Source organism: Vibrio profundi (assembly GCF_005281835.1).
Classification (GTDB): Bacteria; Pseudomonadota; Gammaproteobacteria; order Enterobacterales; family Vibrionaceae; genus Vibrio; species Vibrio profundi.
In genome coordinates, this window is record NZ_RZIS01000001.1 from 729641 (window position 1) to 743267 (window position 13627).

Annotated in this window: 13 protein-coding genes; 7 read left to right on the forward strand and 6 right to left on the reverse strand. The window is 43.6% G+C overall.

What is annotated here, in order from left to right; all coding sequences use genetic code 11:
* The 3 genes from ELZ11_RS03405 to ELZ11_RS03415 all read right to left on the reverse strand — a co-directional run bounded on the left by ELZ11_RS03405 (position 1) and on the right by ELZ11_RS03415 (position 3290).
* Positions 1-417 carry a VF530 family protein gene (locus tag ELZ11_RS03405; RefSeq protein WP_137355961.1) on the reverse strand — a complete coding sequence of 139 codons (417 nt, stop codon included), beginning with the start codon at positions 415-417 and terminating at the stop codon, positions 1-3.
* Between the two features lie 71 nt (positions 418-488).
* A complete protein-coding gene (locus ELZ11_RS03410; protein ID WP_137355962.1) occupies positions 489-2096 on the reverse strand; it encodes an ABC-F family ATPase in 1608 nt (535 codons plus the stop codon).
* Between the two features lie 708 nt (positions 2097-2804).
* Positions 2805-3290, reverse strand: a complete 486-nt coding sequence (locus ELZ11_RS03415; protein ID WP_137355963.1) for a glutathione peroxidase — start codon at positions 3288-3290, stop codon at positions 2805-2807.
* 148 nt (positions 3291-3438) lie between these two features.
* On the opposite strand from ELZ11_RS03415, the gene ELZ11_RS03420 reads away from it, so the two are divergent.
* Complete coding sequence (locus ELZ11_RS03420) at positions 3439-3921, forward strand: HAD family hydrolase (RefSeq protein WP_137355964.1); 483 nt, start codon at positions 3439-3441, stop codon at positions 3919-3921.
* Here the strand turns inward: ELZ11_RS03420 and ELZ11_RS03425 are convergent.
* The gene (locus tag ELZ11_RS03425) at positions 3911-4819 is read right to left on the reverse strand and encodes a pyridoxal-phosphate dependent enzyme (RefSeq protein ID WP_137356251.1); all 909 of its coding nucleotides are present in this window, start codon (positions 4817-4819) and stop codon (positions 3911-3913) included. The two genes, ELZ11_RS03420 and ELZ11_RS03425, sit on opposite strands and share 11 nt — an antisense overlap.
* A 195-nt stretch (positions 4820-5014) precedes the next feature.
* Between ELZ11_RS03425 and ELZ11_RS03430 the strand changes: the two genes are divergently transcribed.
* Positions 5015-7519 carry a bifunctional diguanylate cyclase/phosphodiesterase gene (locus ELZ11_RS03430; RefSeq protein WP_137355965.1) on the forward strand — a complete coding sequence of 835 codons (2505 nt, stop codon included), beginning with the start codon at positions 5015-5017 and terminating at the stop codon, positions 7517-7519.
* Here ELZ11_RS03430 and ELZ11_RS03435 read toward each other — a convergent pair whose 3' ends face one another.
* Positions 7520-8821, reverse strand: coding sequence for a sensor histidine kinase (locus ELZ11_RS03435; RefSeq protein ID WP_137355966.1), 1302 nt, complete (start codon positions 8819-8821; stop codon positions 7520-7522).
* Complete coding sequence (locus tag ELZ11_RS03440) at positions 8818-9495, reverse strand: response regulator transcription factor (protein WP_137355967.1); 678 nt, start codon at positions 9493-9495, stop codon at positions 8818-8820. The genes ELZ11_RS03435 and ELZ11_RS03440 overlap by 4 nt, the downstream gene beginning before the upstream one ends.
* 127 nt (positions 9496-9622) lie before the next feature.
* Here ELZ11_RS03440 and ELZ11_RS03445 point away from each other — a divergent pair, with 127 nt between their 5' ends.
* The 5 genes from ELZ11_RS03445 (at position 9623) to ELZ11_RS03465 (ending at position 13627) form a co-directional block, all read left to right on the forward strand.
* The gene (locus tag ELZ11_RS03445; RefSeq protein WP_137355968.1) at positions 9623-10642 is read left to right on the forward strand and encodes a glycosyltransferase family 2 protein; all 1020 of its coding nucleotides are present in this window, start codon (positions 9623-9625) and stop codon (positions 10640-10642) included.
* Between the two features lie 8 nt (positions 10643-10650).
* Complete coding sequence (locus ELZ11_RS03450) at positions 10651-12108, forward strand: ArnT family glycosyltransferase (RefSeq protein WP_137356252.1); 1458 nt, start codon at positions 10651-10653, stop codon at positions 12106-12108.
* Positions 12105-12527 carry a GtrA family protein gene (locus ELZ11_RS03455; protein WP_137355969.1) on the forward strand — a complete coding sequence of 141 codons (423 nt, stop codon included), beginning with the start codon at positions 12105-12107 and terminating at the stop codon, positions 12525-12527. The genes ELZ11_RS03450 and ELZ11_RS03455 overlap by 4 nt, the downstream gene beginning before the upstream one ends.
* 95 nt (positions 12528-12622) lie before the next feature.
* On the forward strand, positions 12623-13243 hold the full coding sequence (locus ELZ11_RS03460; RefSeq protein ID WP_137355970.1) for a hypothetical protein: 621 nt from the start codon (positions 12623-12625) through the stop codon (positions 13241-13243).
* 15 nt (positions 13244-13258) lie between these two features.
* Positions 13259-13627 carry a response regulator gene (locus ELZ11_RS03465; protein WP_137355971.1) on the forward strand — a complete coding sequence of 123 codons (369 nt, stop codon included), beginning with the start codon at positions 13259-13261 and terminating at the stop codon, positions 13625-13627.

Genomic DNA, 13627 nt, shown 5'->3' on the forward strand with positions numbered 1-13627 from the left:
CTAGCGACGGTTAAACCGTCCACGGCCACCACGAGAGCGTTCTTTATGTGCAGATGCTGCTTTCGCTTGTGACGCTAAGATAGACTCGACCGTTAGCTCCATTGGCTCACGAGGCTCTAGTCCATGGCGGAATGTACGTGAGCGAGGCGGCATTTGGTATTCCACGTCAGACGCTTTTGGCATGCGCTTAAAGCGGTACAGATAAAAGTTTTCTAGCTTTTCTCTAGCCCATTGTGTTTTCTTTAAGTATTTCACGCTGCTTTCAATTGATGGCTTTGTGTTGAAGCAGTTAAAACGCATTGCGGTGTCTAAAATCTCCCAACCATAATGATCGACAAGTTGGGTCAACATGTCTTCAAGCTTTAAGCCATGCAGTGGGTTGTTTTGTTGCAGTTCAATTCTTTCTTGATCTGTCATGAAAGTGTTCCTCATCCGATAATGGCTCGAAACTATCAAGCCACTTAAATTCTAACCGTTTTATTCGCAGCTTATAGTGCTACTTCTAGCATCTTTTTCTGGTGTGCTAGGTACTCATCATAGGTGCCTTGGAAGTTCACAAGTTTTTTGTCTTTTACATCAATAATAGATGTCGCCAGTGACGAAACAAATTCGCGATCGTGACTAACGAAAATCAAAGTACCTTGGTAGTCTTTGAGTGCGCTGTTTAACGCTTCGATGGCTTCCATATCCATGTGGTTCGTTGGTTCGTCCATTACCAGCACGTTAATGTCTTGCATCATCAACTTACCAAACAACAAGCGGTTCTTTTCACCACCAGAACAATTACGTGCTTTCTTGTTGGCATCGTCTGCGGTAAATAATAGGCGACCTAAAATACCACGAACCATTAGGTCATCGTGCTTAGTCGTACGCCATTGTGAGATCCAATCGAAAATGCTTAGGTCGTTGTCAAAATCAGCAGAGCTATCTTGAGGGCAGTAACCGATTGAAGCGTTTTCAGACCACTTAACCACACCGTGATTTTGTTCTAATTCGTTAACTAGGCAGCGTAATAACGTTGTTTTACCAACACCGTTTTCACCAATCACAGCTAAGCGAGATCCCGCTTCAAGAAGTAAGTTACCTCCTTCAAAAAGCAGCTCATCTTCAAATGCATGGCCGAGGTCTTGAAGTTCAAGCGCTTGGCGGTGCAGCTTTTTGCCTTCGCCGAAATCAATGGATGGGCTCATGCGGCTCGATGATTTCACTTCATCGAGTTTGATCTTATCCATTTTTTTAGCGCGAGAGCTGGCTTGTTTCGCTTTAGACGCGTTAGCACCAAAACGGTTCACAAAGTCTTGAAGCTCGTTGATTTCGGCAGTTTTTTTCGCATTACTCGCAAGTAACTGCTCGCGGATTAACCCAGACGCTTCTAGGAAGTACTCGTAGTTACCCGGATAGATACGCAGTTCACCGTAATCAATATCAGCCATGTGAGTACACACAGAGTTCAAGAAGTGGCGGTCATGCGAAATGATGATCATTGTACATTTACGCTGATTCAGCTCTTCTGCAAGCCAGTTGATGGTGTGGATGTCCAAGTTGTTGGTTGGTTCATCAAGCAGCAAGATATCAGGGTTTGCGAATAGCGCTTGAGCCAAAAGCACACGCAATTTCCAACCCGGAGCGACGTGTTGCATTAAACCAAAGTGAAACTCTTCTTCGATACCCGCTTGCAACAGGATATCACCGGCACGACTTTCCGCAGTGTAGCCATCCATTTCGGCAAATTCGCTTTCTAGCTCGGCAACCTTCATCCCATCTTCTTCACTCATTTCTGGAAGTGAGTAGATGCGGTCACGCTCTTGCTTGATTTCCCAAAGCTTTTTATCACCCATGATCACTACATCAATCACGTTGTGCTGTTCAAAAGCGAATTGGTCTTGGCTTAGTACGCCAAGCTTTAACCCTGGAGTGATTGAAACATTGCCTGAGCTTGGCGCTAGCGCACCACTAAGAATCTTCATGAACGTTGATTTACCACATCCATTGGCTCCGATTAAACCGTAACGGTTTCCGTTACCGAACTTAGCTGAAATGTTTTCAAACAAAGGTTCGGCGCCAAATTGCATGGTGATGTTTGCAGTAGATATCAAAGAAGTATTCCTAGGGTTGTGCTGGTTAATGTGACTGGCTTGACGCTCAGTCTTAACGAATTTGAAGTACGAATTAGTAGGCGGCGAATTATACAGGTTTATCGCCCAAAAAATAGATGTGTGACATAAATCAAATAATGCATTTGGTGATAGGGGGGGGAGGTTTAACGTTGCTTGTAACTGAGCGGTAATTGATATGAAAAATGCTAATTGATTTTCGACTCGCATAGAGCAACTCAAGAAGTGGGCAACATGAGCCAAATTAAAATGAATGACTTTCTTTTCTGTTGGTTCACTTTCTATTTAGGGATTGGTATTAGCGATTGCAGTAATACGTAAATACGATTTTATCACTAGCTATCGGTGGCCTATTCTAAAACCCAAGTTCACTCATCGCTCGCTGATAACGATAGAGAGCGTGTGAGTAGAGAAGCACATAGACCATTAGGTGCAAGTGCCTTAGTGAACCCTGTTTATTTCCGTGTTTAGGCTGAATATGACCTGTAAAAGGCACAAAGAGCATGGCGAAGGGCTGAAAAGTACACTAGGGTTAAAATAACGATAAGGGCTGAGGTGCATATTAACCTCAGCCGATAAATAGGCTAGGAGAGAGACTATGGAAGATTTTTCATTTTTTAAACTGTTCGATACCAAAGAGTTGTTTATCTTTTACTAACCCAACCTGCTTATGAGTTCGCTGGGGACTGGCTATGAAAGCGCTAAAGCTTTTTGAATGTAAGGCTCAAGCGCTTCTGGTTTAGTAATTGGAGCGAATCGTTTAATAGGCTGCCCATCTTTTCCAATCAAAAACTTAGTAAAATTCCACTTAATATTGCTGCCCAGCATTCCAGGGAGCACTTGCTTCAAATGGACAAATATTGGGTGACTATTCCCGCCGTTGACTTCAATCTTTTCCGTAATCGTAAAGTCGACACCATAATTGATGAGGCAATTGTTGCTGATCTCACTGGCGTCCCCTGGTTCTTGGTTTCTAAATTGGTTACATGGGAAACCGATGATCACCAGCCCTTGGTCTGCATACTTTTCATGAAGCTTTTGTAACCCTTCGTACTGAGGCGTCAAGCCACACTGACTTGCGGTGTTGACTATAAGCACTAGTTTGCCCTTAAAGTCTTCAAAATTAATGGGCTGGTTCTGCAAGCTATTAATCGAAAATTGATAAAAGTCCGTCATCGGTTTATTCCTTTTGTTCTTTTTAACAAATATACCGCGTTATTAAAGGAATCGCTTTATGTTTGTTTTTGTTTAATATTTTTGGTTACAGTAAGGCACACATGATATGAAAGATAGGTAAAGCGACTGGCTAACTAAGGATGGTTGAATGAAACAAGTCTATTTGTTTGATTGGGGAAATACACTGATGGTCGATTTCCCCGAGAAAAGTGGAAAAATGTGTGATTGGGATTACGTGGAGGTGATGCCAAATGCGCGAGAAACACTGCAAACCTTATCTCAATCCCATCAAGTGTACGTTGCGACCAGCGCCGCAGACTCGACCGAAGCGGAAATCAGAACGGCATTTGAACGGGTCGGGTTGAACGAATTTATTGATGGCTATTTTTGTGTAGCAAATCTAGGGATTCCCAAAAACTGTCCAGAATTTTATCAGGCTATTTTACGAGAGCTCGACGTAGATATTTCAAAAGTGGTCATGGTTGGTGACGTTATTGAGAAAGATATTCAGCCTGCGCTGCAAGCTGGTTTAGATAGCGTATTCCTGACCAATGGTAAGCCGCCTCCTACCTTACCTAAACCTGTTAAAGTGATTGATTCACTGCCTGAGTTACTTGCCATCAAACTTTAAGATCTGGGTATTTTCGTTGGTAGCGAGGCAGCATAGATTCATTACCGAGAATACCCCCTTGATGCACGTAGATGATCGTTTTATCAGGGTTTTCTTCCTGCCAGCTTTCTAAGCATTGCCACATCATAGGATCGTAGAGCAAATCGAATTCCACATCGGTTTCGAACTGGAGTTGTAGCCATGTTAAGTAATCTTGTTGGTACAGTTTTCCAAAATGGTGCTTCTTGCCTAGCGACAAAATAGAAGGGTGGTCGGATTCATTCAGTTCGTTAAATTGCTGCGTTAAGTAGTCTTCGCCACCTACACAAGCACAGGTGATGACAGGAATATTATGTGGTTTTAGGTGTTTGTGTAGATAAAGTGCCGTGCTTCCTGTACCTGAAGGCAGTGCGACCACAAAATCATGACCATTTTCAAAGCGAGTCCAACTCAAGATCTCATGGGCGAGTTGTTTTACGCCATATTCTGCAAGTGTCGAACGGCCACCTTCAGGCATCACAATACAGTGAGAGTCAGGTTGTCTAACTTGTTCAATATACTCTTTTGGATGCAAAGGTGAGCCCATGTCAGACACGGATATAATCTCAGCCCCTAAATCCATGGCACCACGAAAATTACCAATGGGCTTTTGTTTAAGCCAGTCCGGTAAATGATCGACATAAAACTCTAGCCTCCAACCTTTTATCTTGGCGAGAGCCGATAGCGAATACAGCGAGTTTGATTGAGCCGAGCCGTAGCTGATGAGTGTGGTGATGTTTGGGTTCGCGTCATCCAATAACTTCATGAACTTTCGCGCTTTATTGCCGCAAAAGTGAGAATGCAATTGATCGTCTCGTTTCAAGAAGAAGGTACGCTGATTAAAACTGTGTTGGGTGACGGGGCTATTGCTGAGCTTCATTTGCTTTGAGTTCATGAGTACGGAAGACAAGGTAACAGTGTAACTCATTAGGCGAATGGCTCGTGGTGTTAGATCAAATAATCTATTTCGGACTAAAGAGATAGGCTAAGTATTCAACTACTATATATGAATGACGACTAGTATTTCGCAAACCAACGGGTTGATAGAACGTTTAGGTAAACAATAAGATTTAGCATGCCAATATTAACGGATCAAAAATTACTTCGACTTTTGAAGTACTTCCCTATCGCAATTGTTGCCTTGTTTATCATGGTGCTAGCGAGTGTCATGCTGCATGGCCATCAGGAAAAAGTAGACAATTTAATCCAATCATTACGTAGCGATGCGTATAACAGCCAAAAAAGCGTGCTGGCCGAACAGGTTTTCAATATAAACAGCCAATTGGAATACGAAAGGTTTCAAACCGTTGAAGTCCTCAAAAAGAACATACAGCAACGGGTAGAAGAAGCGCATGCGATTGCGACCAATATCTACCTAGAAAACCAAGATAAGCCTGAAGCGTACGTCACTAAGTTAATCAGTGATGCGTTAAGAACCATACGCTTTAACGACGGGCGAGGTTACTTTTTCGTTTTCCAAATGGATGGCGTCAGTGTGATGCACGGTTTGCTTCCTCATATTGAAGGGCAATCTAAATGGGGGGCGCAAGATGTGCGCGGCACCTTTATTTTGCGTGAACACATTCAGTTGATTGAGAAATCGGGCGATGCTTTTTATCGCTGGTGGTATAAGCGCCCAAACTCAGGTGATCGAGAATTTGAAAAAATCGGTTACGGCAAACATTTTGAGCCTTATGACTGGTTTATCGGCACTGGGGAATACGTGGCGGATGTTGAGCAAGACATTCAACAACGTATATTGAAACGACTGTCTGAATATACCTTCGGTGCTAATGGTTATGTGTTTGTTATTGGCGATAAAGGTACGAACTTAGCGCATCATGACCGCGCTCAACTTGGTGTTGATAATTCAGATTTACTGGCTTTGGTCGAGCAAGACAAAGCCAATAGTGTATTAACTGATAACGGAATGCAGGGTAACTATGTCGAATATCCCAGCCTATACCCGTTTGAAGGAGAACTACACCCAGATGTGTTGAGCTTCGTAACTCCATTTGAACCTTGGGGTTGGCATATCGGCGCTGGTGTTTACTTATCTAAATTGGAAGCCTATCTGGCTCACCAAGAACAAATTCAGAACGAACAAAACCAATCTGAATTAATCAAAATCTTACTTTTATGTTTAGCCCTAGCATTGATTTTAGGCTTTATTTCTCTGCGCATCAGTTATTACATTGGCTTGCGTTTTGATGAGTATCAGGAGCGCATTCGTGAAGACATCCAAAAGCTAGAAAACAGTCGCGAGAAGATGCATGAATTGGCGACGCATGATGTGCTAACTCAGTTACCAAACCGCTTGTTGCTTGAAGACATCATTGAAACCAGCATCAAACAAACTAAATGTGCCAATGCGAAACTGGCGGTAATGTTTGTCGATATGGACGATTTCAAGAAGGTCAATGATCAGTACGGTCATACGGTTGGTGATCTATTACTTCAAGAAGTTAGCCAAAAGTTCGAAGCATTACTCAGTTGCCAAGACTCAGTGGCACGCTTTGGTGGGGATGAATTTATTTTCTGTTTCCCTCTATTGCAAGACGCTAACGAGGCCAAGTACAAAGCCAAGAAGATCCGTGAAGTGTTTAGTGATTCTTTTGTTTTGAATAACGTATTCTTGTCTTGCACATGCAGTATTGGGGTTGCAATGTACCCAGATGATGGTTCAAGCGCTGAAGAGTTGATCTCTAAATCCGATATTGTTTTATACCGTTCTAAAGAGAAGCACAAAGGGCAGGTGATGTTCTATGACAATCAAGTCAATGAACTCGTCCAAAGAAGCTTCTTAATGCAAGATGAATTGAATGGCGCGTTGGAAAACGAAGAGTTAATGGTTTACTACCAACCTCAAGTTAAGCCTGACTCGGCAGAAATGGTCAGTGTAGAAGCCTTATGCCGCTGGCAAAATCCCAAATTGGGTAGCGTGCCACCTATTCAGTTCATTGAAGTTGCAGAAAAAACGGGGATGGTCATTGAGATCGGTGAATATGTTTTTGAGCAGTCTTGCCGAGATATTTTGGCGCTTTCCCCAAATGGACCTGATGCGTTAGAACTATCAATTAACATCTCTCCGGTGCAATTAATTCGCTCTGACTTCAGTGAGCGAGTGTATTTATTGGCAACCGATATCGGGATCGACATTAATCGAGTGACTTTAGAGATCACTGAAAATGTGTTGATTGAAGACTTAGATAAAGTGAAGCCGACGCTGATTAAGTTGCGAGAATTAGGTTTTGGGATCTCATTGGACGATTTCGGAACTGGTTATTCTTCTTTGAAGTACCTCAATACCTTACCAATCACAGAACTCAAAATAGATCGCAGCTTCATCACTCATCTGTTTGAAGATCTTCAGCAAGATTTGTTAGTGCAAACGATGGTGAGAATTGGTAAATCCTTCAATATGATTGTCGTCGCTGAAGGGGTTGAAACGGTTCAACAAAGAGAGCGCCTAACTGACCTACAGTGTGATCGATTACAGGGCTACCTCTTTGATAAACCGTTGGATATTGAAGAGTTGCGCAGTCGATACCACAAACCTGAATTGGCAGCCGTTAAGTAATTAGATCATCCTATCTTCGTCAGAACTCGCTTGAGGCTCGCCATGTTCGAAAGTGATTCGAGCGCAGCACCCACCAGCTGTTTGATTGGATAATTCAAACGACCAGTTATAGCGTTTGCACATGTCGTCTACGATCAATAATCCTAGTCCGTGACCTTCAGGGTTGTGAGAGGCCAATAGGCCCTCACCTTGATCTTGGATATCGATGAATTGATCGCTCAATGAGACAGTGACTTCGCCCTGATTGGTTGCCGCGATGGCGTTTTTGATCAAATTTCCAATCAGCATATTCATGATTGCTGGTGTGGCTTGCAAGGTTGGCTCAGAGTCAACGTGAACATTGAGCGTGATGTTTTTGTCATTGGCTTGCGCCGAATTTTTATCGACGATGGCGTAGAGCTCATCACCAGTGAACAGGCGCACGGGGGAGTCATCGTGGTTACGTTCGTAACGAACTAAACCCAAAAGCGCATCAACCATGGTCGACATTTGGGTGCTGGCATCATCGATACGTGCGACTTGTCGTGACTGGAAATCGCTCATCTCACTTCTTACTAGCAGTTTACTGGCGCCTTTCACTATGGTGAGTGGCGTACGTAGTTCGTGGCTTGCATAGCGTGCAAAAGCTTGTTCACGCTTAACTAACGAATTGATGTCTCTGCGATATTTATTGAGGTGTTCGGTCAGCTGTCGGAATTCAATCGCGGCGTCATTGCTAACAGAAAACTCCTCACCCAAATCTATGTCTTTCGAGTTGAGTTGTTCGGCAAGGGAGTTGAACGGCTCGATGAGCCGTTGTGATAATCGATACAGCAACGCGCCGAAACTGAACATCAAAATCGCGAATAAAGTGAGGACTATCGTGCTCACAAAGACTAGTTCGTCGATTTTGAACTCTACTTCATCAATTTTACTGAGAAGAATAATTGGATAAATGTCGCCGTTGTGAGTGTATTCACCTAGGTAGAGCATGCGTGATTCTGGTTCTTCACCCACTTCGCCTAAATAGGTTTTTCGTCCAATAAGGTGAGAAGCGTATTTCTTAGGCACGGCATCAACGCTGTTATAAGCATCGGTTAACACATCAATTTTGATGGTGCCAGATTCCCCCGCTTTAAAGCGTTCAATCGCTTCATTACGGTCGAGTAAGATACGGCGCTCACCGACACGGTCTTCTGATCCATGCAGCGCCGCGTAAAAAATTGTGTAGCCGAAACCAGCGATAATGACGCTGACTAATGAGAAAAACAGAGCCAGACGACCGGTTAAACTGCGAGTGCTACTCAGTACGTTGAGGATCAATTTGGTTGCTCCAATCTAAACCCAACTTTCGGTACCGTGATGAGCATTTGATTGGCGAAAGGTTTGTCGAGTTGGTTGCGTAATTGATAAATATGGCTTCGTAGCACGTCGTTGTTCGGTTCGTCTTCTTGCCATAATTTATAGGAAATTTCTTCTCGCGTTACGACTTGAGGGGCACTTTGGCACAGCATTTCTAAAATGGTGTAAGTGGTTGGATTCAATGCTAATAACTTGTCTTGGCGATACGCTTTTCGAGTTTTTTGATCAATAGATAACTCAGAAAACTGTAATTTAGTTGACGCTACTGTTCCGTGATAACGACGTACTAAGGCCTTCATTCTTGCTTCTAGAATATCCAGGTCAAAAGGTTTAGTGAGGTAATCATCCGCCCCGTGATCAAAGCCTTTTAGCATATCTTCACGGCTATCAAGCGCCGTTAGCATCAAGATTGGTGTGGTATTCCCGCGTTCACGAAGTTCGTTACAAACGGTCAGGCCGTCCATTCTCGGTAACATTAAGTCGAGAATAATGATGTCGAACGCGTTATCGAGTGCGAGTTGTAGACCGAGTTCACCGTTGTCGGCGTAATCAAGCTCCATACCGATACATTCAAAGTAATCAAATAATACACCGGCAATTTCACGGTTATCTTCTACTAACAGCACTCGTTTCATCTTATTACTCACACAATCAATATGGACTCCTATGATCCTGATCGAGTGTGAAAAATATGTCAACAACATAACTTTCATGTCACTGCCCGTAAGCTATTAATAGTTTTGACAGATATGAAGAATCAATATGCCTGAATTGTCGCTAAGCAAACCGGTTTCCCATCGTGACCGTATTAATCCAGCGGTGTCACTGTCCGTGATCGTCCCTTTTTACAATGAAGAAGAGGTGCTGCCTGAATTCCATGCTCGTTTGACTAAAGTGCTCGATGCTTTGGATGAAACCAGTGAAATCGTGTACGTCGATGATGGCAGTAAAGATGGAAGTGTCGAATTGGTCGAGTCTTTCCGTTCGATTAACAGCTCCATTTCGTTGATTGGTTTGAGCCGTAATTTCGGTAAAGAGTCGGCGATGAGCGCCGGGTTAGAGCATTGCAAAGGCCAAGCAATTATTTTGCTTGATGCCGACTTGCAAGATCCACCAGAGCTGATCCCACAAATGCTAGCCAAGTGGCGTGAAGGTTTTGATGTGGTCAACATGCAGCGCAGTAAACGTGAAGGTGAAACATGGCTTAAACGCTTTTCAGCGATGAGCTTTTACCGTGTCATGAACATGATGGCCAAAATAGATGTGCCTGAAAATGTGGGAGATTTTCGTCTATTAAGCCGTGAAGTGGTTGATCATATTAACCAGCTTCCCGAGCGAAATCGTTACATGAAAGGGATTTTTTCATGGCCGGGCTTTAGACAAACCACAGTCCAATTCAAGCGAGATGCGCGCTTCTGCGGTGAAACCAAATGGAACTATTTGAAGCTGTTCGGGTTAGCGATGGATGGAATCACGTCGTTTTCAATTCGCCCTTTACGCATTGCAACGGCCTTGGGTTCATTGATCGCTTTTAGTGCTTTTGTTTATGGAATGGTAATTGTGGCCAAAACACTCTTTTGGGGTGAGGCAGTATCTGGATATCCATCGATGATGGTTGTGCAACTGGCGCTTGGCGGTATTCAGCTATTAAGTATTGGACTACTCGGCGAATACATCGGGCGAATTTTTATAGAAACGAAGCGCAGGCCTTTGTATCTGATTCAAACGGTATTTGAAAAACCAGCAATGAAAAACACAGTAGATTTGGAGGAAAGCGCGTGAATTTTAGTATGAACCGAACTCATTTATGGGGCTTATTAGGATTTGCGTTACTGCTTCGCCTGATTTCACTAGCAACCTACCCACTGATGGATACGACTGAAGCCCGCTACGGTGAAATGGCTCGGCTAATGGTAGAAACGGGCAATTGGCTGACGCCACAGTTCGATTATGGTGTGCCATTTTGGGGTAAGCCACCACTGTTTACTTGGATGAGTGCTGCGGGGATTGAGCTATTTGGGCTGAGCGAGTTTGCTGTCCGTGCTCCGCATTGGTTAGCGGGTGTCGCGACGATTTTACTGATGGCTTATTTCACGCGTAAGAGCGGTTATAGCGCGCTGGTGACGTCTATTGTATTAGCGACTTGTGGCATTTTCTCGATTGCTGCTGGCGCTGTAATGACGGATATGGCGCTGACCTTATCTATGACGATTGCCATGCTTGGCTTCTATTTTTGCTGGCTGGGAGAAGGGAAAACTCGAACGGACAAAATTTGGGGTTATATCGGCTTTGTCGGTTTGGCGTGTGGCCTACTTGCGAAAGGGCCTGTCGCGATTGTGATTATGGGTATCGCTGTCTTCCCTTGGTTAGTGCTGCAACACGGCTTTATCGGGGCGTTTACAGAGCTTTGGAAACGTTTTCCAATTGTTACTGGCACCGGTTTAATGCTGGTTATTGCTTTACCTTGGTATGTAATGGCTGAAGTCGCGACACCGGGCTTTATCGACTATTTCATTGTTGGAGAACACTTTAAGCGCTTTGTGGTAAGCGGCTGGGAAGGGGACTTATATGGTTCTGCCCACGACGAACCACGAGGTATGATTTGGTTGTTTTGGCTGCAAGCTGCTGCACCTTGGTCTTTAGTTATTCCATTGTTGGCATTCTTTAGAAAAGAAAAAATTACACAAGCGAATCAACAGAATCCGGGTCTATTTTCTTTCTTAGTCTGTTGGTTAGTCTCGCCATTAATTTTGTTCAGTTTAGCAGGGAACATTCTACCGGCTTACGTATTACCGGGTATCCCCGCGCTGGGTTTGCTAGTCGCAATGTTAGTCATGAAAAAGGATACTAAGTGGTTTTCTAGTGTCGCTATGGTACTACCTGTGTTGCTGATGATTGCGATGTTAGTGCTGAATCTAGGTAAAGCCGATCAGAAAAGTGACCGCGTGATATTCGCCAATATTCACGATGATGCTCAGAGCTTTTATATAGGTAAACGTCCATTTTCTGGTCAGTTTTATAGCCAAGGTAAGGCAGTAAAACTGCAAAACATGAATGAACTCGAAGGGCTAGATAAGTTCTACTTGATTGGTAAAAGCGCAGAAGTGAAGCCTGTGATTGTTGAACAGTCACTCACTTGTACTTTGGAATTTACAGCGAAATCTAAGCGTGCACTCTATAGCTGCTTTGATGCGAGCCCGGTAAGTGTGAGCGCAGAGAACACTCAGAATACAGTGAACCCTTCATGATTCGTAAGCTATTTAATAACAGCCGTTTTATCCGATTCGGCTGTGTCGGTGTGGTCGGCTTTATTGCTGACTACACTGTCTTTTCTCTGATGTTTTATCTGTTTGAGTTGCCGATTATTCAGGCGCGTGTTGTGGCATTTTTCTGTGCTGCGACAACTACTTGGTACGGAAATCGAATTCTTACCTTTGCAGTAGAAGATAAAGGCTCACTGGCTCAAGCCTTTTTGCAATGGCAAAAATTTATGTGCGCAGCCTTGTTATCAGCGGTGCCTAATTTAGTCGTATTTAAGGTACTTTCGGACCTACTGCCAAATCACCCTATTGGTACGTTTGTAGCGCTTGTTGCTGGCGTTCTGGTAGGGATGATTAGCAATTTTCTTTTTAGTCGTTATTGGGTTTTCTCTCAACCGACGCGATAATCTCGTTTGTGACAAACTTCAAAATCTATCATCAAGCTTATCAATATGAACTAGGCTATTAAAAGAGTAATAGTTAGGTGCTTATAGGTGAGTTGATGATAATCCCCATACAGCCCTTAGTTGTACTGGGCATAATTTCATTCTTAACATTGTTCATTTTGTTTGGTGCCGTTTGGCAAGTTTTGATGGCGAGTGCCGTGATTAGCATTGTCGGTGGCAGTGTTGTGCAGTACTTGCAGCCTAAAAACGAAACCGAGTTGAACCAAGAGCTTTATAACGTTCTTTACTCCCTTCATAACGTACTCCTTCCTAGGTTGATCGTGCAATTGGATTATGCCTGCCAAGATTCAGCCAACTCTGTTGATCAGCTTTCCCATTTGTTCCGGCAACTTTCGGAGCACTCGACACGAATCAGTGGGCAACTTGCATCAAAGGAATTAACCAGTGAGCAGAGCCAGCGGTTAGCCGACAAAATGCAAGCGACCCATTCCCAAATCATTATGTTGCTGCAGTTCGGTGATCGCACCCAGCAGATGCAAAGTGGTGTCTTTGAAGCCATGAATTTGATCAGCCATCAAGTCGATGCCGTATTGAACGATCCGGCGAAAGCTGAAGTGTATTTTGATGAAGCAAAACTGGTGGAAGCGATCGATAACATTGAATCGCGAACCGCTGTTGATGAAGGCTCTAACAAAGAAGAAGTGACATTTTTTTAAACCTGGAGAGGATGAATGAGTAAAACAATCTTGATCGTGGATGATTCTGAATCTTTAAGGCAGGTCGTGAGTATTGCGTTGATGGGCGCAGGTTATCAGGTTATTGAAGCCAAAGATGGGGTGGATGGGCTTGCAAAATTAGATGGCGATAAGGTTCATTTGATCATCAGTGATGTGAACATGCCAAATATGAACGGTATCGACTTTGTGAAATCGGTAAAGGAACTGCCTAAATACAAATTTACGCCAATCATCATGCTCACTACGGAAAGCCAACCTTATTTAATGGAAGAAAGCCGCAAGGCAGGAGCAAAAGCCTGGTTAGCTAAGCCATTCCGACCTGACCAAATGCTGCAGGCGGTTTCTAAGATCCTGGCTCCTTAA

Excerpts from the sequence above, each read along its gene's own strand:
- ELZ11_RS03405 (WP_137355961.1), bottom strand. The coding sequence starts at position 417 with ATGACAGATCAAGAAAGAATTGAACTGCAACAAAACAACCCACTGCAT.
- ELZ11_RS03465 (WP_137355971.1), top strand. The coding sequence starts at position 13,259 with ATGAGTAAAACAATCTTGATCGTGGATGATTCTGAATCTTTAAGGCAG.
- ELZ11_RS03460 (WP_137355970.1), top strand. The coding sequence starts at position 12,623 with ATGATAATCCCCATACAGCCCTTAGTTGTACTGGGCATAATTTCATTC.
- ELZ11_RS03445 (WP_137355968.1), top strand. The coding sequence starts at position 9,623 with ATGCCTGAATTGTCGCTAAGCAAACCGGTTTCCCATCGTGACCGTATT.
- ELZ11_RS03420 (WP_137355964.1), top strand. The coding sequence starts at position 3,439 with ATGAAACAAGTCTATTTGTTTGATTGGGGAAATACACTGATGGTCGAT.
- ELZ11_RS03415 (WP_137355963.1), bottom strand. The coding sequence starts at position 3,290 with ATGACGGACTTTTATCAATTTTCGATTAATAGCTTGCAGAACCAGCCC.
- ELZ11_RS03455 (WP_137355969.1), top strand. The coding sequence starts at position 12,105 with ATGATTCGTAAGCTATTTAATAACAGCCGTTTTATCCGATTCGGCTGT.
- ELZ11_RS03430 (WP_137355965.1), top strand. The coding sequence starts at position 5,015 with ATGCCAATATTAACGGATCAAAAATTACTTCGACTTTTGAAGTACTTC.
- ELZ11_RS03450 (WP_137356252.1), top strand. The coding sequence starts at position 10,651 with ATGAACCGAACTCATTTATGGGGCTTATTAGGATTTGCGTTACTGCTT.
- ELZ11_RS03425 (WP_137356251.1), bottom strand. The coding sequence starts at position 4,819 with ATGAAGCTCAGCAATAGCCCCGTCACCCAACACAGTTTTAATCAGCGT.
- ELZ11_RS03440 (WP_137355967.1), bottom strand. The coding sequence starts at position 9,495 with ATGAAACGAGTGCTGTTAGTAGAAGATAACCGTGAAATTGCCGGTGTA.